Raw genomic sequence first — 19,671 nt, forward strand, 5'->3', positions numbered from 1 at the left:
TCCAACTCCACCTCCTCGACCTCCTCGACACCGACATCACACAAACCCGCTGGCCACAGATCTGAAACGGTCACCCGCGAAGTACGGGTCTAGCATGCGAGCCATGAGTGATCTTGACGAGAGGGTGCGCGCGTTTCGGCTTCACGTGGCCGAGGGGGAGCTGGACGACCTGCGGGAGCGCCTGGGGCGGGCGCGGTGGCCCGACGAGTTGCCCGGGGCCGGATCGGCGTACGGAATGCCGCTCGCGCGGATGCGGGAGCTCGTGGGGTACTGGCGCGAGGCGTACGACTGGCGGGCGGCCGAGGCCCGGCTGAACGAGTGGCCGCAGTTCACCACGGTCATCGACGGGGCGCGGGTGCACTTCGCCCATGTCCGCTCGCCCGAGCCGGACGCGGCCCCGCTGCTCATGACGCACGGCTGGCCCGGCTCGCCGGTGGAGTTCCAGCGCGTCGCGGGCCCACTGACCGATCCCCGCGCGCACGGCGGCGATCCGGCGGACGCCTTCCACCTGGTGCTGCCGAGCATCCCCGGCTTCGGGCTGTCCGGGCCCACGACCGAGCCGGGTTGGGAGTTCAAGCGGGTGGCCCGGGCCTTCGGCGTGCTGATGGAACGGCTGGGGTACCCGTCGTACGGGGTGCAGGGCGGCGACTGGGGAGCCGCGATCTCGCGGGAGCTCGGGCGGATCCGGCCCGACCGGGTCACCGGCGTGCACCTCAACCTGCTGCCCGGGGGCGGGGCCACCGCGGAACCCCGGCCGCAGGAGCTGGCCGAACTGTCCCCCGCCGAGCGGGAGCGGACGCTGGCGTCCTGGGAGCGGTACCGGATCTGGGCGCGCGAGCGGCAGGGGTACGCGGACATCCAGGCGACCCGGCCGCAGACCCTCGCCTACGGGCTGAACGACTCACCCGTCGGGCTGCTCGCCTGGATTGCGGAGAAGTTCGACGAGTGGAGCGACCCCGCGTGCCCGGTGGACCGGGACCAGATGCTGACCAATGTGATGCTGTACTGGCTCACCGGCACGGCCGGCAGCGCCGCCCGCATCTACTACGAGCGCGCGCACGCCGCGTACGCCGGCCGGCCGCCCGAGGTGTCGCACACCCCGACCGCACTGGCCGACTTCCCCCGGGACAACTTCATCCCGCTGCGCCACATCGCCGCGCGCACCGACACCATCGTGCGCTGGACCTCGTACGACCGGGGCGGCCACTTTCCGGCGATGGAGGTCCCGGACCTGCTCGTGGGGGACATCCGCGCCTTCTTCCGGCAGCGGCCCTGACCGGCGCGGACGCGGTTCCGGTGACCCGCGCTCGGCGCCCCGCAGCGCGTGCTGCTCCTCGTCGGAGGAGTGATCGCGGACCGGTTCTCCCGTCAACGGGGCATTGTGATAGGCAACGTGGTGCCGGCCCTCACCCAGGGCGGCGTCGCTCTCCTCGTGGTGTCCGGAGGAGCCACGACAGGGCGGATCGCCCTGTTGGCGGCGCTGGCGGGCTGTGCCTCGGCGTTGACCCGACCTGCCATGAACAGCCTGCTGCCGCAGCTCGTCGCTCCCGGCGAGCTGCAGCAGGCGAACGCGTTGATGCGGTTGCCGAGCAATCTGATCCGCATCCTCGCGCCGGCGGTCGGCGGCGCCCTCGTCGTGCTCATCGGTCCGGAGTGGACCCTGGGCCGGGACGCCGTCAGTTTCGTGGTCGCGGCCCTCCTGTGCGGCCGTCTCGGCGTGTCCGGCCCTGTCAGGACGGCGACTTCAGTCCTCCGTGACCTCAAGGACGGCTGGAAGGATTTCTCCCGTCTCTTGTGGATCTGGTCGTATGTGCTGTCCGGAACCGTGGTCGTCGCCCTCTGGCTCGGCGGCTATCAGCTCCTCGGCCCCGTCGTGGCCGCGAACGGCCGGTTGGGCGCTTCCTCCTGGGGCATCGTCCAAGGGGCCTTCGCGGCAGGCCTGTTCCTGGGCGGAATCGTTTCGCTCACATGGAAACCGTCCCGGATCATGGTCGTGTGCGGATGCGCCAACGTGCCTCTCGCGCTGCCCCTTCTCGCGCTCGCCCAGGGCGCACCCCTCGCCGTGCTGGCGGGGGCGGCCGTCATGGCGGGCATCGGACTCGACATCGCGATCGTGTGCTGGAGCACCGCCGTGCAGGAACATCTGCCCTCCGAGGTGCTCGGGCGGGTCAGCTCCTTCAGTTCGGCCGGTGAGCTCATGTCCGTGCCGCTGGGCTACCTCGTCGTGGGCGCCGCCGCGACGTCCCTCGGCACGGAACCCGTCCTGCTCCGGAGCGCGGTACTGATGACCGCGGCCAGCCCGGTGCTGCTGCTCGCTCCGAGTGTGTGGGCGGTCCGCAGGCTGCCCGCCGGCCCCGGCCCGGCCGCGACAGCGACGGAGGACCAGGAGCACCGGGACGGCCGGAGCCGGACCGGCCGGGCACCGGATCAGGTGGCCCGCCCATAGCGGACCGCTGAGCTCCAGATCCGCTCCAGCCGCACCCGGGTGCCGGGGCGTGGGGCGTGCCAGATTCTGTCGTTGCCGGCGTAGATCCCGACGTGGGTCATGGTCGCGCCGCTCGGGAAGAAGACCAGGTCGCCGGCGGCGCGATCGGCCTCCGGGATGTGGCGGGTGTGCTCGTACTGCTGTTCGGCGGTGCGTGGAAGCCGTTTGCCCGCCTTCTTGAAGGCGTAGAGGGTCAGGCCCGAGCAGTCGAAGCGTTTGGGGCCGGTGGCGCCGTAGGCATACGGCGAGCCCTGTTTGGAGGCGGCCACCGCGACGGCTCTGGCGCCATACGGGGCTGCGGCGTGCGCCGGGGCTGCGGGGCCGCTCAGCGCGGCGGCCGTCAGGAGCAGCAGGGAGAGAGCGGCGCGTGCTCTGGGGCAACAACACGTGGGGAGAAGGCCCTTGGGGGCCCTTCGGAAGTCGGTCCTGAAGCAGGACATCGTGACACCTCCGTGATCGGTTGGCAGGTAACAGTCAGATCAGTGGTCGGGGTCCTGTTCTCGGTCGGATACGTCATGGCTCTGACGGCGGACCAGTTTTCTCCGATGTGCGGCGCTGAAAGGTGTCGGACACAGGCTGATTTGTCTCGATTTTGCATTCGATTCGAGATCATAGTCTTGAAGGACAGTCATATCCGCGTGTCTGGAATGGCAGGTTTTGCCCGTCCGTGCGGGCCTGTCGGCACAACGGCGCGACGCCCGATCGAGCGACTTCTATGATCATCGGATGTCAGATCCTCGCTACCTTCGAGACCCTCGTTACCCCGTGAAGCCGAACCCCGGGGACCGGGTCGCGGTCCTGTCGCCCTCGTCCGGCCTCCCCGGCCTGTTCCCGCTGCCCTACGAGTTGGGCGTGCGCCGGCTCCAGGACGAGTTCGGGTTGAAGGTGGTGGAGTATCCGACGACCCGGACGATGGGCGTGACGCCCGAGGAGCGGGCCGCGGACATCCACGCCGCCTTCGCGGACCCCGGCATCAAGGCGGTGATCGCGAGCATCGGCGGGGACGACCAGATCACCGTCCTTCCCCACCTCGACCGGGACCTTCTCCGCGCCAACCCCAAGCCCTTCTTCGGCTACAGCGACAACACCAACCTGCTCCTGTTCCTACGGGACTTGGGGATCGTCGGCTACCACGGTGGATCGGTCATGGTCGAGCTCGGACGGCCAGGCGCGCTGCACCCGTCGACCGCGGCCTCGCTCCGGGCGGCGCTGTTCACCTCCGGCGAGTTCGAGCTCACCGAGGCGAGCAGCTCCGGAGACGTCAACAGCCCGTGGGAGGACCCGCACACCTTCGCTTCCGAGCCGTACATGGAACCCGCTGACGGCTGGTCATGGCACAACGGCGACCAGGTCGTCGAAGGCATCGGCTGGGGCGGAAACCTCGAGATCATCTCCTGGCTTCTGATGGCCGACCGCGCGGTCCGACCGGCCGACACCTACGCAGGCAACGTGCTGTTCCTGGAGACCTCCGAGGACATGCCGCGCGCCGACGAGGTCTACTGGATCCTGCGGAGCATGGGCGAACGCGGGCTGCTGCGACAGTTCCCCGCACTGCTCATGGGCAGGGCGAAGAGCTGGTCCTTCGAGAAGCCGCTCGGCCCCGAGGCCAGGGCCACGTTCCGCCGGCAGCAGCGGGAGGCCGTCCTGAAGGCCCTCCAGCAGTACGCCCCGGACACGATGGCCGTCTTCGACGTCGACCTGGGCCACACCGACCCGCAGTTCGTGGTCCCCGTAGGAGGCCGCATCCGGGTGGACGGCCCGGCGCGCCGGATCTTCGTCACCTACTGAGACCGGTGCGGCGTCGGCACCGACGCGCTCAGTGGCTCTCGGAGCGGTAGGCGCGCATCGCCAGGGGCATGAGGACCGCGGTGATGCCCGCCGCCCAGAGCAGTGACCAGAGGATCGGCCCGCCCGCCGGTGTGCCGAGCAGCAGCCCGCGGAACGCGTCCGACAGGTGCGTCACGGGGTTGATCTGGACCCATGCCTGGAGCCACCCGGGCATGGTGTCGACCTCGACGAAGGCACTGCTCGTGAAGGTGAGCGGGAAGATGAAGGTGAAGGTGAAGGCGTAGACCTGCACCTTCTCCGGGTCCCCGGCCACCATCCCGATCAGCACCGCCGTCCAGGACACGGCTGCGGCGAACGTCAGCAGCAGGGCCGCCCCGATGAAGCCCGCCGCGCCGCCGGTTGTCTCGAAGCCCAGCACCACGCCCGGCCCGATCATCAGGAGTATGGCCCACAGCTGCTTGGCCAGGTCGGCCACGATCCGCCCGAACAACGGGGCCGATCGGGCGATCGGCAGGCTGCGGAGTCGGTCGAACACGCCCTTGGTCAGGTCGGTGTTCAGTGACATGGCGGTATACATGCTCATGAACAGCGTGTTCTGAACGATGATCCCGGCCAGCGCGTACTGGAGGTACTCCTGAGGGGAGCCCGCCATCTGCCCGCCGAAGACGAAGGTGAACAGGAACACGAACATGATCGGTGTGACGCTGTAGTCGACGAGCTCCAGCGGGTTGTGCTGCACCGGGACCAGGCTGCGCCACGCCATGGTGGCGGTCTGCCGCAGCGCGGGAAGCGGCCGCACCCCTCCGCCGCGGCCCAGAGTGTCGGTGAGGGTCGTGCTCGTCATGACGGCCTCCCCGCTTCCGCGTACTGGCTGTCGTCGCCCGCGTCATCGTCGTTATCGGCGTCGGTGTTGATGTCGGCGTCGTCACGGGGCGCGGTGCCCGGCTCGGCGCGGTGGCCGGTCAGGGCGATGAACACCTCGTCGAGGGACGAGTGACGCAGAGTGAGTTCCCCGACGGGGATGCCGGCCTGGTCGAGTCTGCGTACGACACGCGGCATGAGTGCCGGATCGTTGACCGGATCGTCGACCGGGGCGATGATCCCGTTCCCCTCGGTCTTCGCCTGCGGACCGGCCTCCTGCGCGACCAGGGCGTGCGCCGCGTCGAGATCGGCGGGGTGTACCGGACGCAGGTGCAGCACCTGACCGCCGACCTGGGCCTTGAGCTCGTCCGGTGTGCCGCCGGCGATCACCCGACCGTTGTCGATCACCACGATGCTGTCGGCGAGCCGGTCGGCCTCGTCCAGATACTGCGTGGTCAGCAGCGTGGTCATGCCCTCCGCCACCAGAACGCGCAGCATGTCCCACACCTCACCGCGGCTGTGCGGATCGAGCCCGGTGGTCGGCTCGTCCAGGAAGAGGATCCGCGGCCGGCCGGCCGACCAGGCCGGCCGCGAGGTCGCGGCGCCGTCTCATACCGCCCGAGTAGGTCTTCACGGCGCGTCCCGCCGCGTCACCGAGGTGAAAGCGATCGAGCAGTTCGGCGGCGCGGGCGCGTGCCCCGCCGCGACACGCCGAGCAGGCGCCCGATCATCAGCAGGTTCTCCGTGCCGCTCAGGTTCTCGTCCACGGCCGCGTACTGCCCGGTCGGCCCGATGAGCGAACGGACCCGGCCCGCCTCCCGCACCACGTCGTGCCCGCCGACCTCGGCCCGCCCCTCGTCCGGGCGCAGCAGCGTGGCGAAGATACGGACCGCGGTCGTCTTGCCCGCGCCGTTGGGGCCGAGCAGGCCGAGCACCGTGCCCGCCGCCCCGCTCGACAGCCGTCGGCTGCGGCGCAGGCCCCGCGAGAGGGCCGAAGAGGCGATCCCCGCGGCCCTCGGCGGCGCCGGGATCGCGGTGCGTGCGCCAACTGTCGTGCACGGCCCGGGTATCGCGCGCCGATCGGCGCTTCTGCCCGACACGGGGCGGGCCTGTCCTCCCGACATGGAGGCACTGGCCGTACGGCTGTCAGGACTGGACCCGTACGTCGACGGCGCGATCCGCATCATCGCCTTCTACGACACACTGATGCGTCGCGCGGATCTCCCGGCGCTCGCCCGGGCCTCGGCTGGGCTCGCCGAGTGCGTGGCCGGGATTCGCCTGCACGGCGCGGGGCGGACGATACGATCCGCGTCGCGCCCGACGGCCGTGGGCCCCCGGTCCATCGGCACCCGCGTCCACGACCAGGTCCTCCTCGACCGGCTCGCCCTCGCGGCCGCCGCAGCCGTCGAACGGTACGGTCCGGCTCGGACCGCCCTCCGCTTCACCACCGCCCGCCGACCGGTCTTCCACCACGACGAGTTGGGGTCATTGGCGCTGCTCGCCCAGGTGCCCCGGGACGCGGTGCGCGACAACACCGATGGGCCGGCCGTCGCCCGTATCGCCGCGCGCAACCCCGAGGACCTCGAGACCCTGGACGCCTACCGCGCCACCGGCCCGGACCACGCGGCCGACTACGAAGGGCCGTACCGCGCGAAGCCGCAGCCGGACGCCGCGGTGGCGCAGGGCGTTATCCGCATCCGGTCCTGCGCGTACTCCACGGTCTCGCCCGGGAGGATCAGCAGCCCGGGCTCCTCGTCAGGACAGTCCGTGCCGATCGGCTTCACCTGCACGGCCGGGCCGAGGCCGTCGGCCATGAACACCGTCGGGTCGACCTCCCAGCCGTGCACCGCGAGCCACAGCTCCAGCGCCGCCGTGTCCCGGTCCTCCGCGCCGCGCGGCCACTCGAACGTCGTGCTCCCCATCCCTGCCCCCTGTAGGTGGTTGGATCACCGCGGTAGATCCTGCCACCCACCACTGACAGTCGCCGCACCATTTCGAGCGGTGTCCGCACACACGGGCGTGCCCGCACCCCCGAGTTGCACGGGGGTGCGGGCACATTTTCGGGCCGGGTCAGCCGTTGCGGTGGTGACGGCGGCCGTTCCAGGAGTCGCTGTCGACGACGTTGCCGCGACGGTCGCGGAGCGTGGCGGTGTCGCGCTCGTCCCAGATCTGGTGGCGGCGGTCCTGGTAGACGTCGCGGTGGGTGTCGCGGCCCTGGCCGGTGTGGACCTTGACGCTGGAGCGGCCGTCGAGGCGGAAGTCGGAGAAGCGGTAGCGGTTGCCCTGGCGGTCGGTGAGGGTGAAGCCGCGCAGGTTGACGCTGTTGCGGCCGTTGTTCTTCACCTCGACCCATTCCCGGTTGAGCGCCTGGGCGGAGCGGTCGCGGCCGCCGCTGCCGTACTGGACGTCGCTGATGACGATCGAGGACTGCGGGGCCCGGTGGTCGCGGTCGCGCCGGTGGTCGTCGGCGGTGGCCGGGAGGGCGGCGGCGCCGACCAGGGCGCCTGCGGCGAGGAACGCGGCGACGACCCGGCGGGTGGCGAGAGAAGCAGACATGAAGATGACCCCTTCAACAGACAGCAGCCCCGCCCGCTCATTTACGGCGGGTGGGCTTCGAACAGTTCCCGGCGTCCTGCCGAGGAGCCACACTCTGACCCCCAAGCGCCATCAAAAGCCACCAATTCGGGGCGTGTTGCAAAATACGGACCTTTCGGTGACTGTCCCTTGTAGGGGACACACGTCAACGTCGCGCTGACGCGATCGGCGGGGGCGCGTGCGGTCGGCCTTGGCGGGCCCGGAGACGCGGGCCCTCCCGTCCCGGGCGCCCCCTCCCGTGGCACCCTCACGCCCTGGGCCGAACGGGTTCAGGCCCGCGTAACAGCCGCTCGCACCGTTTCTTCGTACGTGTTCACGCCCACAGTTCTGGTGTTCTGAAGCCGCACCCCCGGGCGGCCCGCCCGCACCCGATGCGGGTGCCGTTTCTCGTCGGCGGGGTGGGTGGCGACCCGGGATGCCGCGTGGGCGGAGGTCCCGCTCTGCCCGATAATGGGGAGGAAAGGGCATTCGCCCGCTGGTGGAGCCGTTCGCCCGGAACTGTCGGGCGCAGAGGAGGCCGTAATGGGACCGGACAGCACGTACGAGCTGGTATTCGTCGCCCCCGACCATGCGGCACCGGGTGGAGAGGAATCGGTCCTCGTGCACCGCACCGACCGGTCCGGCCCCGGAGGTCACCCGATCTACGCCGACGACACCGGCATCGTGCAGGCGGAGATCAGCGACCAGGGCGACGTACGCATGATCGCGAGCGGCGGCCACCAGGAACCCGCCTCGCGGGTGCGGGTCCGTCCGGTGTCGACCGGGTGAGCTTTCGATTCATAAGTTGAATCATCGCCAGGGAATCAATGATGCCGAATTGCCACTGAAAATCCTGAATGTGCGAATGCGGACGGTGATGGCAACGTTGCCATCACGTTAACAATTCACTTCTTGACGAGGGTGTCAGTGCCGAGTTGACTGCCTCTACCTCGGCCGCAAGGACACGGCCTCGTCAGGGAGGTTTACATCGTGAACGCATATCTGGGTCGTGCCGCCGTTGTTGTCGTGGCGTCGGCGATGACCGTCTCGCTCGCCGCCTGCGGCAGCGGGGAGGACGCCGACGGAAGACCGGGCGGCTCTGTCAAGGACGACGAGATCAAGGTCGGTCTGCTGCTTCCGGAGGACCAGACCGCGCGTTACGAGAACTTTGACAAGCCGCTGATCGAGAAGGAAGTCGCCAAACTCACCCGGGGTAAGGGCAAAGTGGTTTATGCCAATGCCAAGCAGGACGCGAACGCCCAGAACACCCAGGTAGACGCGATGATCGCCGCCAAGGTGAACGCATTGATCATCGACGCCGTGGATTCCAAGGCGATCGCGGGAGCGGTCAAGCGGGCCAAGGACGCGGGAATCCCGGTGATCGCCTACGACCGCCTCGCGGAAGGCCCCATCGACGCCTACACGTCCTTCGACAACGAGGACGTGGGCCGGCTCCAGGGCAAGGTGCTGCTGGAGGCGCTGGGCGACAAGGCCAAGGACGGCCAGATCGTCATGGTGAACGGTTCGCTCACCGACCCGAACGCCAAGCAGTTCAAGTCCGGTGCGCACTCGATCCTCGACGGCAAGGTGAACGTCGGCAAGGAGTACGACACCGTCGAGTGGAAGCCGGAGAACGCCAACGCCAACATGGCCTCCGCGCTCTCGACCCTCGGCAAGGGCAGGATAGTCGGGGTCTACTCCGCCAACGACGGCATGGCCGGCGGCATCATCGCGGCCCTCAAGGCGGCCGGCGTCTCCCCGCTCCCGCCGGTCACCGGCCAGGACGCCGAACTCGCCGGTGTGCAGCGCATCGTCGCGGGCGATCAGTACATGACGGTCTACAAGCGGTACGCACCCGAGGCGGCCGCCGCCGCGGAGATGGCCGTCGCACTCGCCAAGGGCGAGAAGATCGACGGACTCATCAACCAGATCGTCGACAGTCCGACCACCAAGCGCATCCCGTCGGTCCTCGTCCCCGGCGTCACGGTGACCAGGAACAACATCAAGTCCACCGTGGTCGATGACGGGGTCTTCACCATCGCGGCGATCTGCACCGACCGGCTGAAGGCCACCTGCGACGAGATCGGTCTGAAGTAGCGGAGCCCAGGGCCGGCGGGGGCGGGGGCGGGCCGGGGGAGACCCGGGGCGGTGTGGCCATGACCACCGTTTCGCTCGGAAGATTCCCTTTCGGTCGGTCGGCTCGCTACCGTGACGATCCGATCCCCCCTCCTACCGGTCCGGATGGTCAGCCGTGTCCGCAGACTCCCCCCTCTCGCCGCTGATCGCGGCGACCGCGTACTGGCTCACCCAGGCCTACCCCGCCGACGGCGGCGCCCTTCAGCGCGGCCTGGCCGAGACCCAGGCCCGCCAAGCCGTCACGGTCGCGGCATGGCTCTGCTATCCGACCGGGCTCGATGCGCAGCTGGTCGTCGTGACCGGCCCCGGCGGAGCGGATCGACTCGACTGGATCACCGGTACGGACGCCCGCGCCTCGACCGTCGGCGAGGGCGCCGGCGGTGGCGCTGGCGGTGAGGGGGAGCGGGAGGACCGGGAGGACCGGGCCTGGCGTTCGTGGGTGGACGAGGTCGTGGCCAGCTGGGCGGCGTGCCTGCTGAGCCACCCCCACCTGGCCGACGCGGCGACCCGGGCCCTGGCCCGCACCGAGCACGGCAGCGCCGTCCCCCTGGCCTTCCACCGTCTGACCCGGCCGGGGGCGGCCGACCACGGGGCGGCCGCCCTGCTGCGCCACCCGGACCTCCTCGCGCCCATAGCCCAGCTGCACCGCTCCCGGCTCCTGGCATGTCTGGACGCTGACACCAGCCTGGCCGGGTAGCGGAACCCGGCACGGACGGCCCGCGCCCCGGCCCATCCGCCCCGGTGGGGAGGGTCTCAGGTGCCGGCGGTCCGGTCGGCCAGCCCGTCGACCACGTCCCGCAGCCGGCCGGTGCGTTCAAGTGCGGCACGCTGGCGGTCCGCTCCGGTGCCCTTCCTGCGCAGCGCGTCCAGCAGACGGCCGACCTCCGCCTCGTCGCCCGCCGCCCGGAGCCCCGGGCCGGCCGTCCTGACCAAGGCGTCGATCAGCGCCCGGGCCGGTACGCGCTCACCGGTGAACGGGTCGAGGGCGAAACCGGCGGCTCCGTACCGGGCCGCGTAGCGGTGCGCGTCGCTCAGCAGCGCGAAGGACACGTCGGGCGGCGGCCGACCCTCGCCGGCCCGGGCGAGGAACGTGGCGCACAGACCGCGCAGCAGCAGGGCGACGAGGAGAGTGGTGTCGAGGTCGGCATTGGTGTCCGTGACCCGGAACTCGATCGTCGGCTGGTGTTCCGACGGGCGGGCGAACCAGTAGATCATCCGGCGGTCGATGAGGACGCCGGAGTCCACCAGCGCCTCCGCCATCTCCTCGTACGAGGCGGGGTCCAGGAGCGGGGAGGGGCCCGCGGTGGGCCACCGGCCGAACTCCAGGGCCCGCCAGCTCGCGAAGCCGGTGTCCAGTCCGCCCGCGAACGGCGAGTTCACGGCGAGGGCCTGGAGCGCGGGAAGCCAGGGGCGCACACGATTCGCCAGGAACAGGGCTTGCGCGCGGTCGGCGGTGCCCACATGGATGTGGCATCCGCACACGATGCCCAGCCTGCCGTCGACGAGCGCGCCGAAGTGCCGGGCCATGCGGCGGTAGCGCGGGGTGTCGGTCACCGGGATCGGAGCCGTCGGCGGCACCACGGGGGTGCCGGAGGCGACGAGCAGGCAGTCCGAGGCGCGCGCCGCGGTGGCGACGGTCGCCCGGAGGAAGCGGAGCTGGGCCCGTAGATCGGCGGCGGTCGTCGCCGGCCGGGTACAGGTCTCGACCATGCAGCGGTAGAACTCCGACTGCACCAGGTCGCCGAGCGGGTACGAAGCCGCTTGGATCACCGGATCCGCCCGTGCCACGGGAGCTCTGGTCAGCCGGTCGACGAGAAGGAACTCCTCCTCGATCCCCACGGTGGACACCACCGGGCCGCCGGTGGGGGCGAGCGCCGGGCCCGGGCCGAGACCCGGAGCGCCGGCCGGAAGGCTGCGCGGCTCGGTAGCTGTCATATGTCACGTTTACCCTAAAAACGCCCCAGAAGCAGCATGGGGCCCGATGAGCCCGGAACGACCGGTGTGACGACCGCCTGTACGGGAAAGCGCACAACGCACGCGGAACCACCACTGCGCGCTCCGACGGCGCGACGGGTACGTGCCGGCCCCGACCGGGTGTGCCACGCCCCGGACGCTTCAGCCCTGGCCGGGAACGCGGATCCCCGGGGGCCACGCCACCTCGCACCAGACGCGTTTGCCGTCCGACCCGGATTCCGAACCCCAGCGCCGCGCGAGGCGCTCCACGATCAGCAGTCCGTGACCGCCCGGCTGCTCGCGTGCCTGCGGCCCGCGGGCCGGGACGCGCACCGGCGGGGCCGGGTTGCCGTCGGTGACCTCGATCCGCAGTCGCTCGGCCGAGCAGTCCAGGACGAGCGCGCGGGGGCCTCCGCCGTGCAGGCAGGCGTTGGCCACCACCTCCGAGACGAGCAGGAGCACGTCCTCGGCGGCCTCGCGGCCGCTTTCCCCCCTCCCCGGGAGCCAGTGCCAGGCGGTCAGCGCCCGGCGGGTGAAGTCACGGCTGCGCGAGACGACGTCGGTGGTTCCGGACAGCCTCAGGCTCCAGGTCCGCTCGGACGGCCCGCGCTGCTCCATCGTGCTCAGGCTCCTCCGCCGTGGGGCGTCCTCAGGGCTTCCGTCACATCGGGGTGGATGGGGAACACGCCGTCCGCACCGGTGATCCGGAACATGCGGGCCACGGGCCCGTGCAGGCCGACCAGTTCCAGGCTGGCGCCCGCCTCCCGCGCCGCGAGCCGGCTGTTCAGCAGTACGTTCAGCCCGGTCGAGTCGCAGAATCCGAGCGCGGCCAAGTCGACCAGCAGCCGGCGGCCCGGGGTGAGTGCCGTGTCGAGGGCATCCCGCAGGGGCTGCGCCGTGTCGTGGTCCAATTCCCCCGCGAGCGCGAGGATGACGGCTCCATCCACGGCCTCCACCGCGACGGTGAACCGTGCTCTCTCCGCTTCCGGCACCATCCGGCATCACCCTTCCGTCGTGCTCTTCTGCACCTGCCCGGGTTCGAGCGCAATATACCTGTCTGTCCGGTGCGAACGGCGGAGCGGGGGTGCCTCAAGCCGGGTCGGCCTGCGCCTCCTCGGCGAGCAGTCCCTCCCTCAGCCGGCCCAGGATGCGGCCCAGTAGCCGGGAGACATGCATCTGGGACATGCCCAGGCGCTCGCCGATCTCGGCCTGGGTCAGCTCCTGACCGAAGCGGAGGGCGAGGATCGTCCGGTCCCGTTCCGTCAGCTCCTCCAGCAGCGGCTTGAGCGATTCCAGGTCCTCGACCGTCTCGAACCGCGCCTCCTCGATGCCGAGGCCGCGGGCCAGGGTGCCCGGAGCGTCGTCCTCCTCCGTCACGGGGAGGTCGAGGGAAAGGCTCGTGAAGCCGTTGGCCGCGATCCGGCCCTCGCAGACCTCCTCCGCGGTGATGCCCAGCCGCTCGGCGAGCTCCCGCGCGCTCGGAGCGTGCCCGAACTCCTGCTCCATGGCGTCGTTCGCCCTGGCCAGGTCGATGCGCAGCTCTTGGAGCCGGCGCGGCACGCGGACGGCCCAGGTCGTGTCACGGAAGTACCGCTTGATCTCGCCCACGATGGTGGGCAGGGCGAACGACATGAACTCGAACCCGCGCTCCGGGTCGAACCGGTTGATGGCCTTGATCAGCCCGATGGTGCCGACCTGCATGACGTCTTCCCACGGTGCGCTGCAATGGCGGACGCGCGTCGCCGCGTACTTCACCATGCTCAGGTTCAGCTCGACCAGCGTGTTGCGCACGTACGAGTACTCCGCGGTGCCTTCCTCCAGTGCGTGGAGCCGCCGGAAGAGCGTCACCGACAGGTCGTGGGCGTCCGCCGTACTCACCGACTGAGGATCGGTGATCTCCGGGATCTCGGGAAGGACCGGAGGTACGTCCGGCTGCGGCGAGGGGGCGGCCTGGATACGCAGAGTAGTGGACATGAGGCCTCCTTGGGAGTTCCCTCAAGCCACATACCCGCTGCCGCCCGGTTGAAGCGGTACGGGTCGTGGCCGCTCGTCACCCTCCGTGAGTTTCCGCGCCCTGATCGGCCCCTGTCGCGCAGGCGGTGCGGCGGATCGGGGGCCGTAGGCGTTCCCTGAGCGGCTACCCGGCCGTCGGGCGTTGATGTGGCCCCCGCGGCGGGTGGGCCGGGATCCCGGCAGCCGCTCAACTGCCGGGTCGGATCACCACCGCCACCACCAGCACCGGCGCGCTGTGGCGGAAGTGGAGGACGAACGGCAGCGTGTCGCCCGCCTGCCAGCCGGTCTTCGCACGCGCCATGACGCTCACGTCGGACGGGGACATGGTGACGGTGCCGCCCGCCGGGATGCTCACCGATCCCGTCATCACCATGGTGTCCGCCCCGAGGCCGGAGCTCCGGTGCCGACTCAGCATCGCCTTCTCGACGCCCGGTGACGTCACCCCCGTCAACTGGTCCTCCGCACCGCCGATGTTGGTGATGTCGAAGAAAGCGGCGGTGTCCCGGCTGTTGCCGTACGGCAGGAAGACGCGGCCGTTGCCGGCCGCGATCTGCGGCGGGGTGCCCGCGGCACCGGACGAGGTCCAGGCCGCCAGACCCGCCAGACCCGCCAGCGCCACCGCGCACGCGATCACCGGGACGGCGGCGGCGCGCACCGCATCGCGCACCCGCTGCCCGGTGGGGAGCCACTGGTCCGGGGACTGTTCCGAAGCCGACTGCGTCATCGCCCTGCACCTCCCGTCCGCAAGCCCGTACCGGCCCGGCGCGTATGCGGCGCCGGCTGCCAGGTGCGCAACCGGAGACTGTTGCCCACCACCATCAGGGAACTCGCCGACATCGCGACCGCCGCGACCATCGGGTTGAGCCACCCCACCGCGGCGAGCGGCACGGTGACGGCGTTGTAGCCGAAGGCCCAGGCCAGGTTGGCCCGGATCGTCCCGAGGGTCTGCCTGGCCAACTGGACGGCGTCGGCCACCGCCTCGATGTCGCCGCGCACCAGCGTGACGTCGGCCGCGCCGATGGCCACGTCCGTTCCGCTCCCCATGGCGACACCGAGGTCCGCGCAGGCCAAGGCGCCGGCGTCGTTCACCCCGTCGCCGATCACCGCGACCCGGCGCCCCTGCCCGCGCAGCTCCTTCACGAGGCGCGCCTTGTCCTCGGGCGAACACTGGGCGTGCACCTCCGCGATCCCGAGCGCGGCGGCGACGCGGACCGCGGTGGCCCGGCGGTCGCCGGTGGCCAGCACCGGCTCCACCCCCAGGCGCCGCAACCGGTCGACGGCCCGGTAACTGCCCGGGCGCAGGACGTCCCCGAGGGAGATCAGAGCCTGGTCGGCGCCGTCCACCCGGACCAGGACCGGCGTGTGCGCGACCGCCTCCGCCTCGGCCAGCGCCCGGTCCAGCGACGGGTGGAGGTCCGCTCCGGCCGCGCGGACCTCCACCCGGTGTCCCTCCACCAGCCCGGCCACGCCGATCCCCGCCGTGGCGCGGAACCCGGTCACCTCGGACAGGGGCCGATGGCGCAGGTCCTGCCGGGCGTACGCGACCAGGGCGCGGCCCAGCGGGTGCTCGGAACCCTGTTCCACCGCCGCGGCCAGCCACAGCGCCCGGTCCCGCCCGATCCCGTGGGGTACCGGTGTCACGTGCGCGACGGTCATCCGGCCGCTCGTCAGCGTGCCGGTCTTGTCGAGGACCACGGTGTCGACATGGCGCAGCGCCTCCAGCGCCCGGGGGCCGCTGACCAGCAGCCCCAGCTGAGCGCCCCGGCCCGTGGCCGCCAGCAGGGCGGTGGGGGTCGCCAGGCCCAGCGCGCAGGGACAGGCCACGACGAGCACGGCCACACAGGCCGTGACGGCCGACTGAGGATCGGCGCCGGCGCCGAGCCAGAAGCCGAGCACGGTGGCCGCCAGGGCCAGTACCACCGGCACGAAGACACCCGCGACCGTGTCCGCGAGGCGCTGCGCACGGGCCTTCCCGGCCTGCGCCTCGGTGACCATACGGGTGATGCGGGCGAGCTGGGTGTCCGCACCGACCGCGGTGGCCCGGACGATCAGCAGACCGCCCGCGTTGACCGCGCCGCCGACCACCGCCTGCCCGGGGCCCACCTCGACCGGTTCGCTCTCGCCGGTGACCAGGGAGAGGTCGAGGGCCGAACCGCCGGAGGCCACCTCCCCGTCCGTCGCGACGCGCTCGCCCGGCCGGACGATGAACTCCTGCCCCACCTGCAACCGCTCGATCGGGAGGAGCCGCTCGCGGCCGTCCTCCCACAGGGTCACGTCCTTGGCCGCCAGTCCGGCCAGCGAGCGCAGTGCCTCACCCGTGCCGCGGCGGGCCCGGGATTCGAGGAAACGCCCGGTCAGGACGAAGAGCGGAACGCCGACGGCCGCCTCCAGGTAGATGTGGGCGACCTCCCCGCCGGCCGAGGGCAGCAGAGTGAACGGCATCCGCATCCCCGGATCGCCCGCCCCGCCCAGGAACAGCGCGTACGCCGACCAGGAGAAGGAGGCGACGACGCCCAGCGACACGAGGGTGTCCATCGTGGCCGCCGCGTGCCGCAGCCCCCGCAGGGCCCGGGAGTGGAACGACCACGCACCCCAGACGGCGACCGGCGCGGCCAGGACGAAGCACAGCCACTGCCAGTTGCGGAACTGAAGGGCGGGCACCATCGACAGGACCAGAACCGGAACGGACAGCAGGGCGGTGACAAGCAGTCGCTGCGCCTCCTCCCGGCCGGGGGAACCCTCGTCCGGCGCCGGCGGCGTCCTGTCCTGCGCGGGAAGGATGGGCGCGGGCAACTCGGCGGTGCAGCCCGCCTTCTCGACCGCGGCGACGAGGTCCCGCGTGCTCACCTCCGAGGGGTGGCTCACCCGGGCCCGTCCGGTGGCGAGGTTGACCGTGGCGCGCACGCCCTCGATCCTGGCGAGCCGCTTCTCGACGCGGTTCACGCAGGCCGCACAGGTCATCCCGCCGACGATCAGGTCCGTGGTCACCATGAGGGTGCCCGTCCGCTCGGCCGTCACCGCGCGCCCTGCGTACCGCTGCCGCCGCTGTGCCCGTGCGGCCGGCCCAGGTCCCCGTCGAATCCCGGGCTGTCGATCTCGGTGGAGTGCATGCCGGGAGCGACCGGTCCGGAGGCGGAGCCCACCGCGTACGCCGCGCCGAACATGGATATGAGGAGCGCCACGAAGCCGACGAGAGCCGGCGGCGGAGCCCACTGCTTGAGGGTGGTGATCGCCGCGGTCGGGTACGGGGGCCGGTCCGTCATCGTCACTCCGGATTCTTGTACTCGGTTCCAGGCGGACGAGGTGCCGGTCACGCTGCGCCGGAGCCGGGACGGCACTCCCTCCGGCGACGTAGTCGCGCGGAAGCGGAAGGAAGTTCCCGCGAAGTTCCACGACTTTTTCGCGGGAGGGAGGTCACAGTGTCGGGCCCTTATGGACCTCTTGCTCCGTATGTCACTCTGGCCGGGCGCACCGGGCCCTCCGCCTGCCGCATGCCCCGGCCGATCGACCGACACGGAAAACGCCCATGTCCCTGCCGTTCCCGTACCGAGCCGTCCCCGCTGTGCTCGCCGGTGCCGTGACCGCCCTGCTGGTGGCGTGCGCGCCCTCGGTCGCCGCCGGTCCCGCGGTACCCGCCTCCTCCGCGGCCTCCCTGCCCTCCGCGCCCTCCGCACCCGCGCGGGCGGCCACTTCCGCCGCCGCCCCCACCCCTGCCCCCGCGCCCGCCGTCGTGCCCGTGGAATCGACGCTGTCCATACCCGCCGCGGGTGTCTTCGGGCTGCGCGTGGTGCCGTACGAGGGCACCACCGATGACGTGCCGGGGACCCGTATCCAGGACCTCGGCGTGGCCGCCAGCCCGTACGGGCAGCGGGGCGGAGCGGGGCCCGGTCAGGTGGGCAACTTCCTGGTCACCGCGCACCGGCTGTCGGCCGGTGGCCCGCTGGGGAAGCTGCCCTCGCTGGGCCCGGGGGACACGGTCCTCGTGACCGTGGGCGGGGTGGCGTACACCTACGAGATCACCGCGACCCGAAAAACGTCCTTCCGGTCGGAGCGCTCGCTCAGCGAGCAGCGCGCGGCCGTGCCGGGGGTGCCGGGCGCGGCCCCCACCCAGGCCATGATCACGATCTCGACCTGCGCCACGCCGGAGGATCACGCCGAGGGCAACTTCTGGAGCGATGCCCAGGGCAACCCAGAGCACCGGATCGACAAGATCGGCGTGCTGCGCAAGACCTCGGCGGCCCCGCCCGCGGGCTGATCGATGCGGGTGACGGACGCGTCAGCCGGGGAGTGGTCGTCCTGCCCGGCCGGGCGGAACAACTCCCTCTGGGGGAAGGCGCCTTCGGTCGTACTCGTCCTGGCCGACCGTGGATTCACCGACCTCGCCTTCACGCCTCCGGGTGCTCGCGGTCGACAGCGCGGGCCATTTCGGCGACGACCCGGTCGGGGTCGTCGGTGTAGTGCAGCACCCAGGCCGGCCGCCCCGGCCTCGCCCAGCTGTGCGAGGCCCTGCTGCCGGCGCTGCGGGACCACTTCGCCACCGGGACCTACCGGTTCAACGATGACGCCGTCATGCTCGTCGCCCGCCGCCGGTGGCGACTTCGCGCCGTTGGCGGGCGGCTGCCTGCCCCGCGCGGCAGCCGTACGCACCCAACTGTACGGATCCGCGGACCCGTACCCGGTCACACGGAGAGATCACCCGCCGACCTCGAACTCCAGGGAGCGCGGGAGCTGCCCGTCGCCCGGTGGGCCGGGCGCTACGGTCTCTCTACGGAGTGATGCGGCGGTGAGCGGCACGAGCGTTGGTGAGGCGGGCCACGACGGTGCCCGTGCTCGCCGCCGCGAGCAGGCAGGTGAGGCGCACGAGGTCGTAGGGGGCGTCCCAGGTGAGCTCGCCGATGGGCGCGGTCGCGTAGGCGTTCAGGACGAGCCAGCACAGCAGGGCCGTGCCCGGGGCGGCGGCGAGGCGCGCGCCGGTGCTCACCACGGCCACGGCGAGGGAGAGCGCCATCAGGTCGACCAGGGGGTCGCCGGGGCCGTCCAGGAAGTTGAGCGCGGCGACCAGCGCGACGGCCGCGACGGCCGCCGCGGCCCAGACCGAGCCGGTCGCCGCAGGCGTGGGCACGGGACGCAAGCCCGAGCTGATCCGTTTCCACTCGAGCATGCGACGCCTCCTTCACGCGGTGCCCCGCCGTTGGGGCCTTCCGAGATGATGCACCACCGGGCGTGCGCGCCCGCTGCCGTTCATCCGCCCGCGGGTGTGATCCGCTCGCGCGGACACCACCGCAAGTGGGGGGCACAGCAGCGCTGTTCACCCCTGCTGTCACTCGGAACGCGCGTCGCTACAGTGGCTGTCGGAGGGGCGCCTCATCGCCCGCCTCCTTCGGCGACAGCACACACCGGGGGGTTTCCGTGCCCGTTCCAGGCCTGAGCAGCACCCCCATACCGGGCATCGGCGTCCGCTACGACCTGACGACCCGTGAGCACCGCCGCATCTCGATGGTGGCGCACCGGGACGGAAGCGGACCCCGAACGCGTATCACCGTGACGATCCGGACGAGTGCGCGCTGTCCGCGAAGTTGATTGCGAGGGAGGCTGGGGCGTTGATCGACGCACTGATGCCGTCCCACCACAGCCCAACTCTCGCTGGGCGTAGGGGCGCTGAGCAACCGGTCGGTACGTGTCCACGCCCCGACCGGGACCGCCCCGACCGACCCTGCCCACCGGCACGCGCTCCGGACCGCCGTCATCGGCGCCCGCCCGCCTGCCCGCACGCCCGCCTGCGGGACCGGCCCTTGTGCGCCCGTTCGGCTCCGTGGGCGGGCAGGGCCGCGGAGCCGGGAAGGCGTGCGCCGCGCGCGGGA

Annotated in this window: 20 protein-coding genes and 2 pseudogenes; 8 read left to right on the plus strand and 14 right to left on the minus strand. The window is 71.7% G+C overall.

The features are described 5' to 3' along the window. Nucleotides 1-103: 103 nt before the first annotated feature. Nucleotides 104-1,276 (plus strand): epoxide hydrolase family protein, encoded by a 1,173-nt coding sequence (locus ACIQZO_RS30555; protein WP_403632208.1) that lies wholly within the window; start codon nucleotides 104-106, stop codon nucleotides 1,274-1,276. A 48-nt stretch (nucleotides 1,277-1,324) separates the two neighbouring features. Next, on the plus strand, nucleotides 1,325-2,446 hold the full coding sequence (locus ACIQZO_RS30560; RefSeq protein ID WP_403632210.1) for an MFS transporter: 1,122 nt from the start codon (nucleotides 1,325-1,327) through the stop codon (nucleotides 2,444-2,446). Here the strand turns inward: ACIQZO_RS30560 and ACIQZO_RS30565 are convergent. After that, complete coding sequence (locus ACIQZO_RS30565) at nucleotides 2,428-2,925, minus strand: C40 family peptidase (RefSeq protein ID WP_403632212.1); 498 nt, start codon at nucleotides 2,923-2,925, stop codon at nucleotides 2,428-2,430. The two genes, ACIQZO_RS30560 and ACIQZO_RS30565, sit on opposite strands and share 19 nt — an antisense overlap. Before the next feature lie 286 nt (nucleotides 2,926-3,211). Here ACIQZO_RS30565 and ACIQZO_RS30570 point away from each other — a divergent pair, with 286 nt between their 5' ends. Further along, nucleotides 3,212-4,273, plus strand: coding sequence for a S66 peptidase family protein (locus ACIQZO_RS30570; protein WP_403632215.1), 1,062 nt, complete (start codon nucleotides 3,212-3,214; stop codon nucleotides 4,271-4,273). 28 nt (nucleotides 4,274-4,301) lie between these two features. Here the strand turns inward: ACIQZO_RS30570 and ACIQZO_RS30575 are convergent, their stop codons facing one another. From ACIQZO_RS30575 to ACIQZO_RS30590, 4 genes and pseudogenes are all read right to left on the minus strand, one after another. Further along, the gene (locus ACIQZO_RS30575) at nucleotides 4,302-5,117 is read right to left on the minus strand and encodes an ABC transporter permease (RefSeq protein WP_403632218.1); all 816 of its coding nucleotides are present in this window, start codon (nucleotides 5,115-5,117) and stop codon (nucleotides 4,302-4,304) included. Then, nucleotides 5,114-6,111 (minus strand): annotated as a pseudogene (locus ACIQZO_RS30580) (ATP-binding cassette domain-containing protein). Before ACIQZO_RS30580 ends, ACIQZO_RS30575 begins: the two are co-directional and overlap by 4 nt. Before the next feature lie 654 nt (nucleotides 6,112-6,765). Then, nucleotides 6,766-7,056 carry a hypothetical protein gene (locus ACIQZO_RS30585; protein WP_403632220.1) on the minus strand — a complete coding sequence of 97 codons (291 nt, stop codon included), beginning with the start codon at nucleotides 7,054-7,056 and terminating at the stop codon, nucleotides 6,766-6,768. Between the two features lie 148 nt (nucleotides 7,057-7,204). Next, nucleotides 7,205-7,690: a lamin tail domain-containing protein gene (locus ACIQZO_RS30590; RefSeq protein ID WP_403632223.1), complete on the minus strand. Its 486-nt coding sequence runs from the start codon at nucleotides 7,688-7,690 to the stop codon at nucleotides 7,205-7,207. Nucleotides 7,691-8,251: 561 nt separating this feature from the next. On the opposite strand from ACIQZO_RS30590, the gene ACIQZO_RS30595 reads away from it, so the two are divergent. The 3 genes from ACIQZO_RS30595 to ACIQZO_RS30605 all read left to right on the plus strand — a co-directional run bounded on the left by ACIQZO_RS30595 (nucleotide 8,252) and on the right by ACIQZO_RS30605 (nucleotide 10,541). After that, entirely contained in the window at nucleotides 8,252-8,497 is a 246-nt protein-coding gene (locus ACIQZO_RS30595) for a DUF6296 family protein (RefSeq protein ID WP_403632225.1), read from the plus strand. Nucleotides 8,498-8,746: 249 nt separating this feature from the next. Then, a complete protein-coding gene (locus tag ACIQZO_RS30600) occupies nucleotides 8,747-9,805 on the plus strand; it encodes a sugar ABC transporter substrate-binding protein (protein WP_403632597.1) in 1,059 nt (352 codons plus the stop codon). A 154-nt stretch (nucleotides 9,806-9,959) separates the two neighbouring features. After that, entirely contained in the window at nucleotides 9,960-10,541 is a 582-nt protein-coding gene (locus ACIQZO_RS30605) for a hypothetical protein (RefSeq protein ID WP_403632227.1), read from the plus strand. A 56-nt stretch (nucleotides 10,542-10,597) separates the two neighbouring features. Here the strand turns inward: ACIQZO_RS30605 and ACIQZO_RS30610 are convergent, their stop codons facing one another. The 7 genes from ACIQZO_RS30610 to ACIQZO_RS30640 all read right to left on the minus strand — a co-directional run bounded on the left by ACIQZO_RS30610 (nucleotide 10,598) and on the right by ACIQZO_RS30640 (nucleotide 17,073). Then, a complete protein-coding gene (locus ACIQZO_RS30610) occupies nucleotides 10,598-11,779 on the minus strand; it encodes a glutamate--cysteine ligase (RefSeq protein WP_403632230.1) in 1,182 nt (393 codons plus the stop codon). 180 nt (nucleotides 11,780-11,959) lie between these two features. Beyond that, nucleotides 11,960-12,415 (minus strand): ATP-binding protein, encoded by a 456-nt coding sequence (locus tag ACIQZO_RS30615; protein ID WP_403632233.1) that lies wholly within the window; start codon nucleotides 12,413-12,415, stop codon nucleotides 11,960-11,962. 5 nt (nucleotides 12,416-12,420) lie between these two features. Beyond that, the gene (locus ACIQZO_RS30620; protein ID WP_403632235.1) at nucleotides 12,421-12,792 is read right to left on the minus strand and encodes an STAS domain-containing protein; all 372 of its coding nucleotides are present in this window, start codon (nucleotides 12,790-12,792) and stop codon (nucleotides 12,421-12,423) included. A 94-nt stretch (nucleotides 12,793-12,886) separates the two neighbouring features. Then, complete coding sequence (locus tag ACIQZO_RS30625; protein ID WP_403632237.1) at nucleotides 12,887-13,771, minus strand: SigB/SigF/SigG family RNA polymerase sigma factor; 885 nt, start codon at nucleotides 13,769-13,771, stop codon at nucleotides 12,887-12,889. A gap of 226 nt (nucleotides 13,772-13,997) precedes the next feature. Further along, nucleotides 13,998-14,534, minus strand: coding sequence for a copper chaperone PCu(A)C (locus tag ACIQZO_RS30630; protein ID WP_403632240.1), 537 nt, complete (start codon nucleotides 14,532-14,534; stop codon nucleotides 13,998-14,000). Next, nucleotides 14,531-16,801 (minus strand): heavy metal translocating P-type ATPase, encoded by a 2,271-nt coding sequence (locus ACIQZO_RS30635; RefSeq protein ID WP_403632243.1) that lies wholly within the window; start codon nucleotides 16,799-16,801, stop codon nucleotides 14,531-14,533. The genes ACIQZO_RS30630 and ACIQZO_RS30635 overlap by 4 nt, the downstream gene beginning before the upstream one ends. Nucleotides 16,802-16,824: 23 nt before the next feature. Next, the gene (locus ACIQZO_RS30640; protein ID WP_403632245.1) at nucleotides 16,825-17,073 is read right to left on the minus strand and encodes a hypothetical protein; all 249 of its coding nucleotides are present in this window, start codon (nucleotides 17,071-17,073) and stop codon (nucleotides 16,825-16,827) included. 263 nt (nucleotides 17,074-17,336) lie between these two features. Between ACIQZO_RS30640 and ACIQZO_RS30645 the strand changes: the two genes are divergently transcribed. Further along, nucleotides 17,337-18,065 (plus strand): class E sortase, encoded by a 729-nt coding sequence (locus ACIQZO_RS30645; RefSeq protein ID WP_403632248.1) that lies wholly within the window; start codon nucleotides 17,337-17,339, stop codon nucleotides 18,063-18,065. A 130-nt stretch (nucleotides 18,066-18,195) separates the two neighbouring features. Here ACIQZO_RS30645 and ACIQZO_RS30650 read toward each other — a convergent pair whose 3' ends face one another. After that, nucleotides 18,196-18,348 (minus strand): hypothetical protein, encoded by a 153-nt coding sequence (locus tag ACIQZO_RS30650; protein WP_403632251.1) that lies wholly within the window; start codon nucleotides 18,346-18,348, stop codon nucleotides 18,196-18,198. A gap of 227 nt (nucleotides 18,349-18,575) precedes the next feature. Beyond that, entirely contained in the window at nucleotides 18,576-18,971 is a 396-nt protein-coding gene (locus ACIQZO_RS30655; protein ID WP_403632254.1) for a DUF4118 domain-containing protein, read from the minus strand. A 248-nt stretch (nucleotides 18,972-19,219) separates the two neighbouring features. Here ACIQZO_RS30655 and ACIQZO_RS30660 point away from each other — a divergent pair. Beyond that, nucleotides 19,220-19,452 (plus strand): annotated as a pseudogene (locus tag ACIQZO_RS30660) (potassium transporter TrkA); the annotation flags it as partial. Nucleotides 19,453-19,671 lie beyond the last annotated feature (219 nt).

Source organism: Streptomyces sp. NPDC097617 (assembly GCF_044761485.1).
In the GTDB taxonomy this organism is placed as follows: Bacteria; Actinomycetota; Actinomycetes; order Streptomycetales; family Streptomycetaceae; genus Streptomyces.

What these genes read in the sequence shown, in the direction of transcription:
- ACIQZO_RS30555 (WP_403632208.1), top strand. Translation starts at nt 104, where the DNA reads ATGAGTGATCTTGACGAGAGGGTGCGCGCGTTTCGGCTTCACGTGGCC.
- ACIQZO_RS30565 (WP_403632212.1), bottom strand. Translation starts at nt 2,925, where the DNA reads ATGTCCTGCTTCAGGACCGACTTCCGAAGGGCCCCCAAGGGCCTTCTC.
- ACIQZO_RS30570 (WP_403632215.1), top strand. Translation starts at nt 3,212, where the DNA reads ATGTCAGATCCTCGCTACCTTCGAGACCCTCGTTACCCCGTGAAGCCG.
- ACIQZO_RS30575 (WP_403632218.1), bottom strand. Translation starts at nt 5,117, where the DNA reads ATGACGAGCACGACCCTCACCGACACTCTGGGCCGCGGCGGAGGGGTG.
- ACIQZO_RS30585 (WP_403632220.1), bottom strand. Translation starts at nt 7,056, where the DNA reads ATGGGGAGCACGACGTTCGAGTGGCCGCGCGGCGCGGAGGACCGGGAC.
- ACIQZO_RS30590 (WP_403632223.1), bottom strand. Translation starts at nt 7,690, where the DNA reads ATGTCTGCTTCTCTCGCCACCCGCCGGGTCGTCGCCGCGTTCCTCGCC.
- ACIQZO_RS30595 (WP_403632225.1), top strand. Translation starts at nt 8,252, where the DNA reads ATGGGACCGGACAGCACGTACGAGCTGGTATTCGTCGCCCCCGACCAT.
- ACIQZO_RS30600 (WP_403632597.1), top strand. Translation starts at nt 8,747, where the DNA reads ATGACCGTCTCGCTCGCCGCCTGCGGCAGCGGGGAGGACGCCGACGGA.
- ACIQZO_RS30610 (WP_403632230.1), bottom strand. Translation starts at nt 11,779, where the DNA reads ATGACAGCTACCGAGCCGCGCAGCCTTCCGGCCGGCGCTCCGGGTCTC.
- ACIQZO_RS30615 (WP_403632233.1), bottom strand. Translation starts at nt 12,415, where the DNA reads ATGGAGCAGCGCGGGCCGTCCGAGCGGACCTGGAGCCTGAGGCTGTCC.
- ACIQZO_RS30620 (WP_403632235.1), bottom strand. Translation starts at nt 12,792, where the DNA reads ATGGTGCCGGAAGCGGAGAGAGCACGGTTCACCGTCGCGGTGGAGGCC.
- ACIQZO_RS30625 (WP_403632237.1), bottom strand. Translation starts at nt 13,771, where the DNA reads ATGTCCACTACTCTGCGTATCCAGGCCGCCCCCTCGCCGCAGCCGGAC.
- ACIQZO_RS30630 (WP_403632240.1), bottom strand. Translation starts at nt 14,534, where the DNA reads ATGACGCAGTCGGCTTCGGAACAGTCCCCGGACCAGTGGCTCCCCACC.
- ACIQZO_RS30635 (WP_403632243.1), bottom strand. Translation starts at nt 16,801, where the DNA reads ATGGTGACCACGGACCTGATCGTCGGCGGGATGACCTGTGCGGCCTGC.
- ACIQZO_RS30640 (WP_403632245.1), bottom strand. Translation starts at nt 17,073, where the DNA reads ATGACGGACCGGCCCCCGTACCCGACCGCGGCGATCACCACCCTCAAG.
- ACIQZO_RS30645 (WP_403632248.1), top strand. Translation starts at nt 17,337, where the DNA reads ATGTCCCTGCCGTTCCCGTACCGAGCCGTCCCCGCTGTGCTCGCCGGT.
- ACIQZO_RS30655 (WP_403632254.1), bottom strand. Translation starts at nt 18,971, where the DNA reads ATGCTCGAGTGGAAACGGATCAGCTCGGGCTTGCGTCCCGTGCCCACG.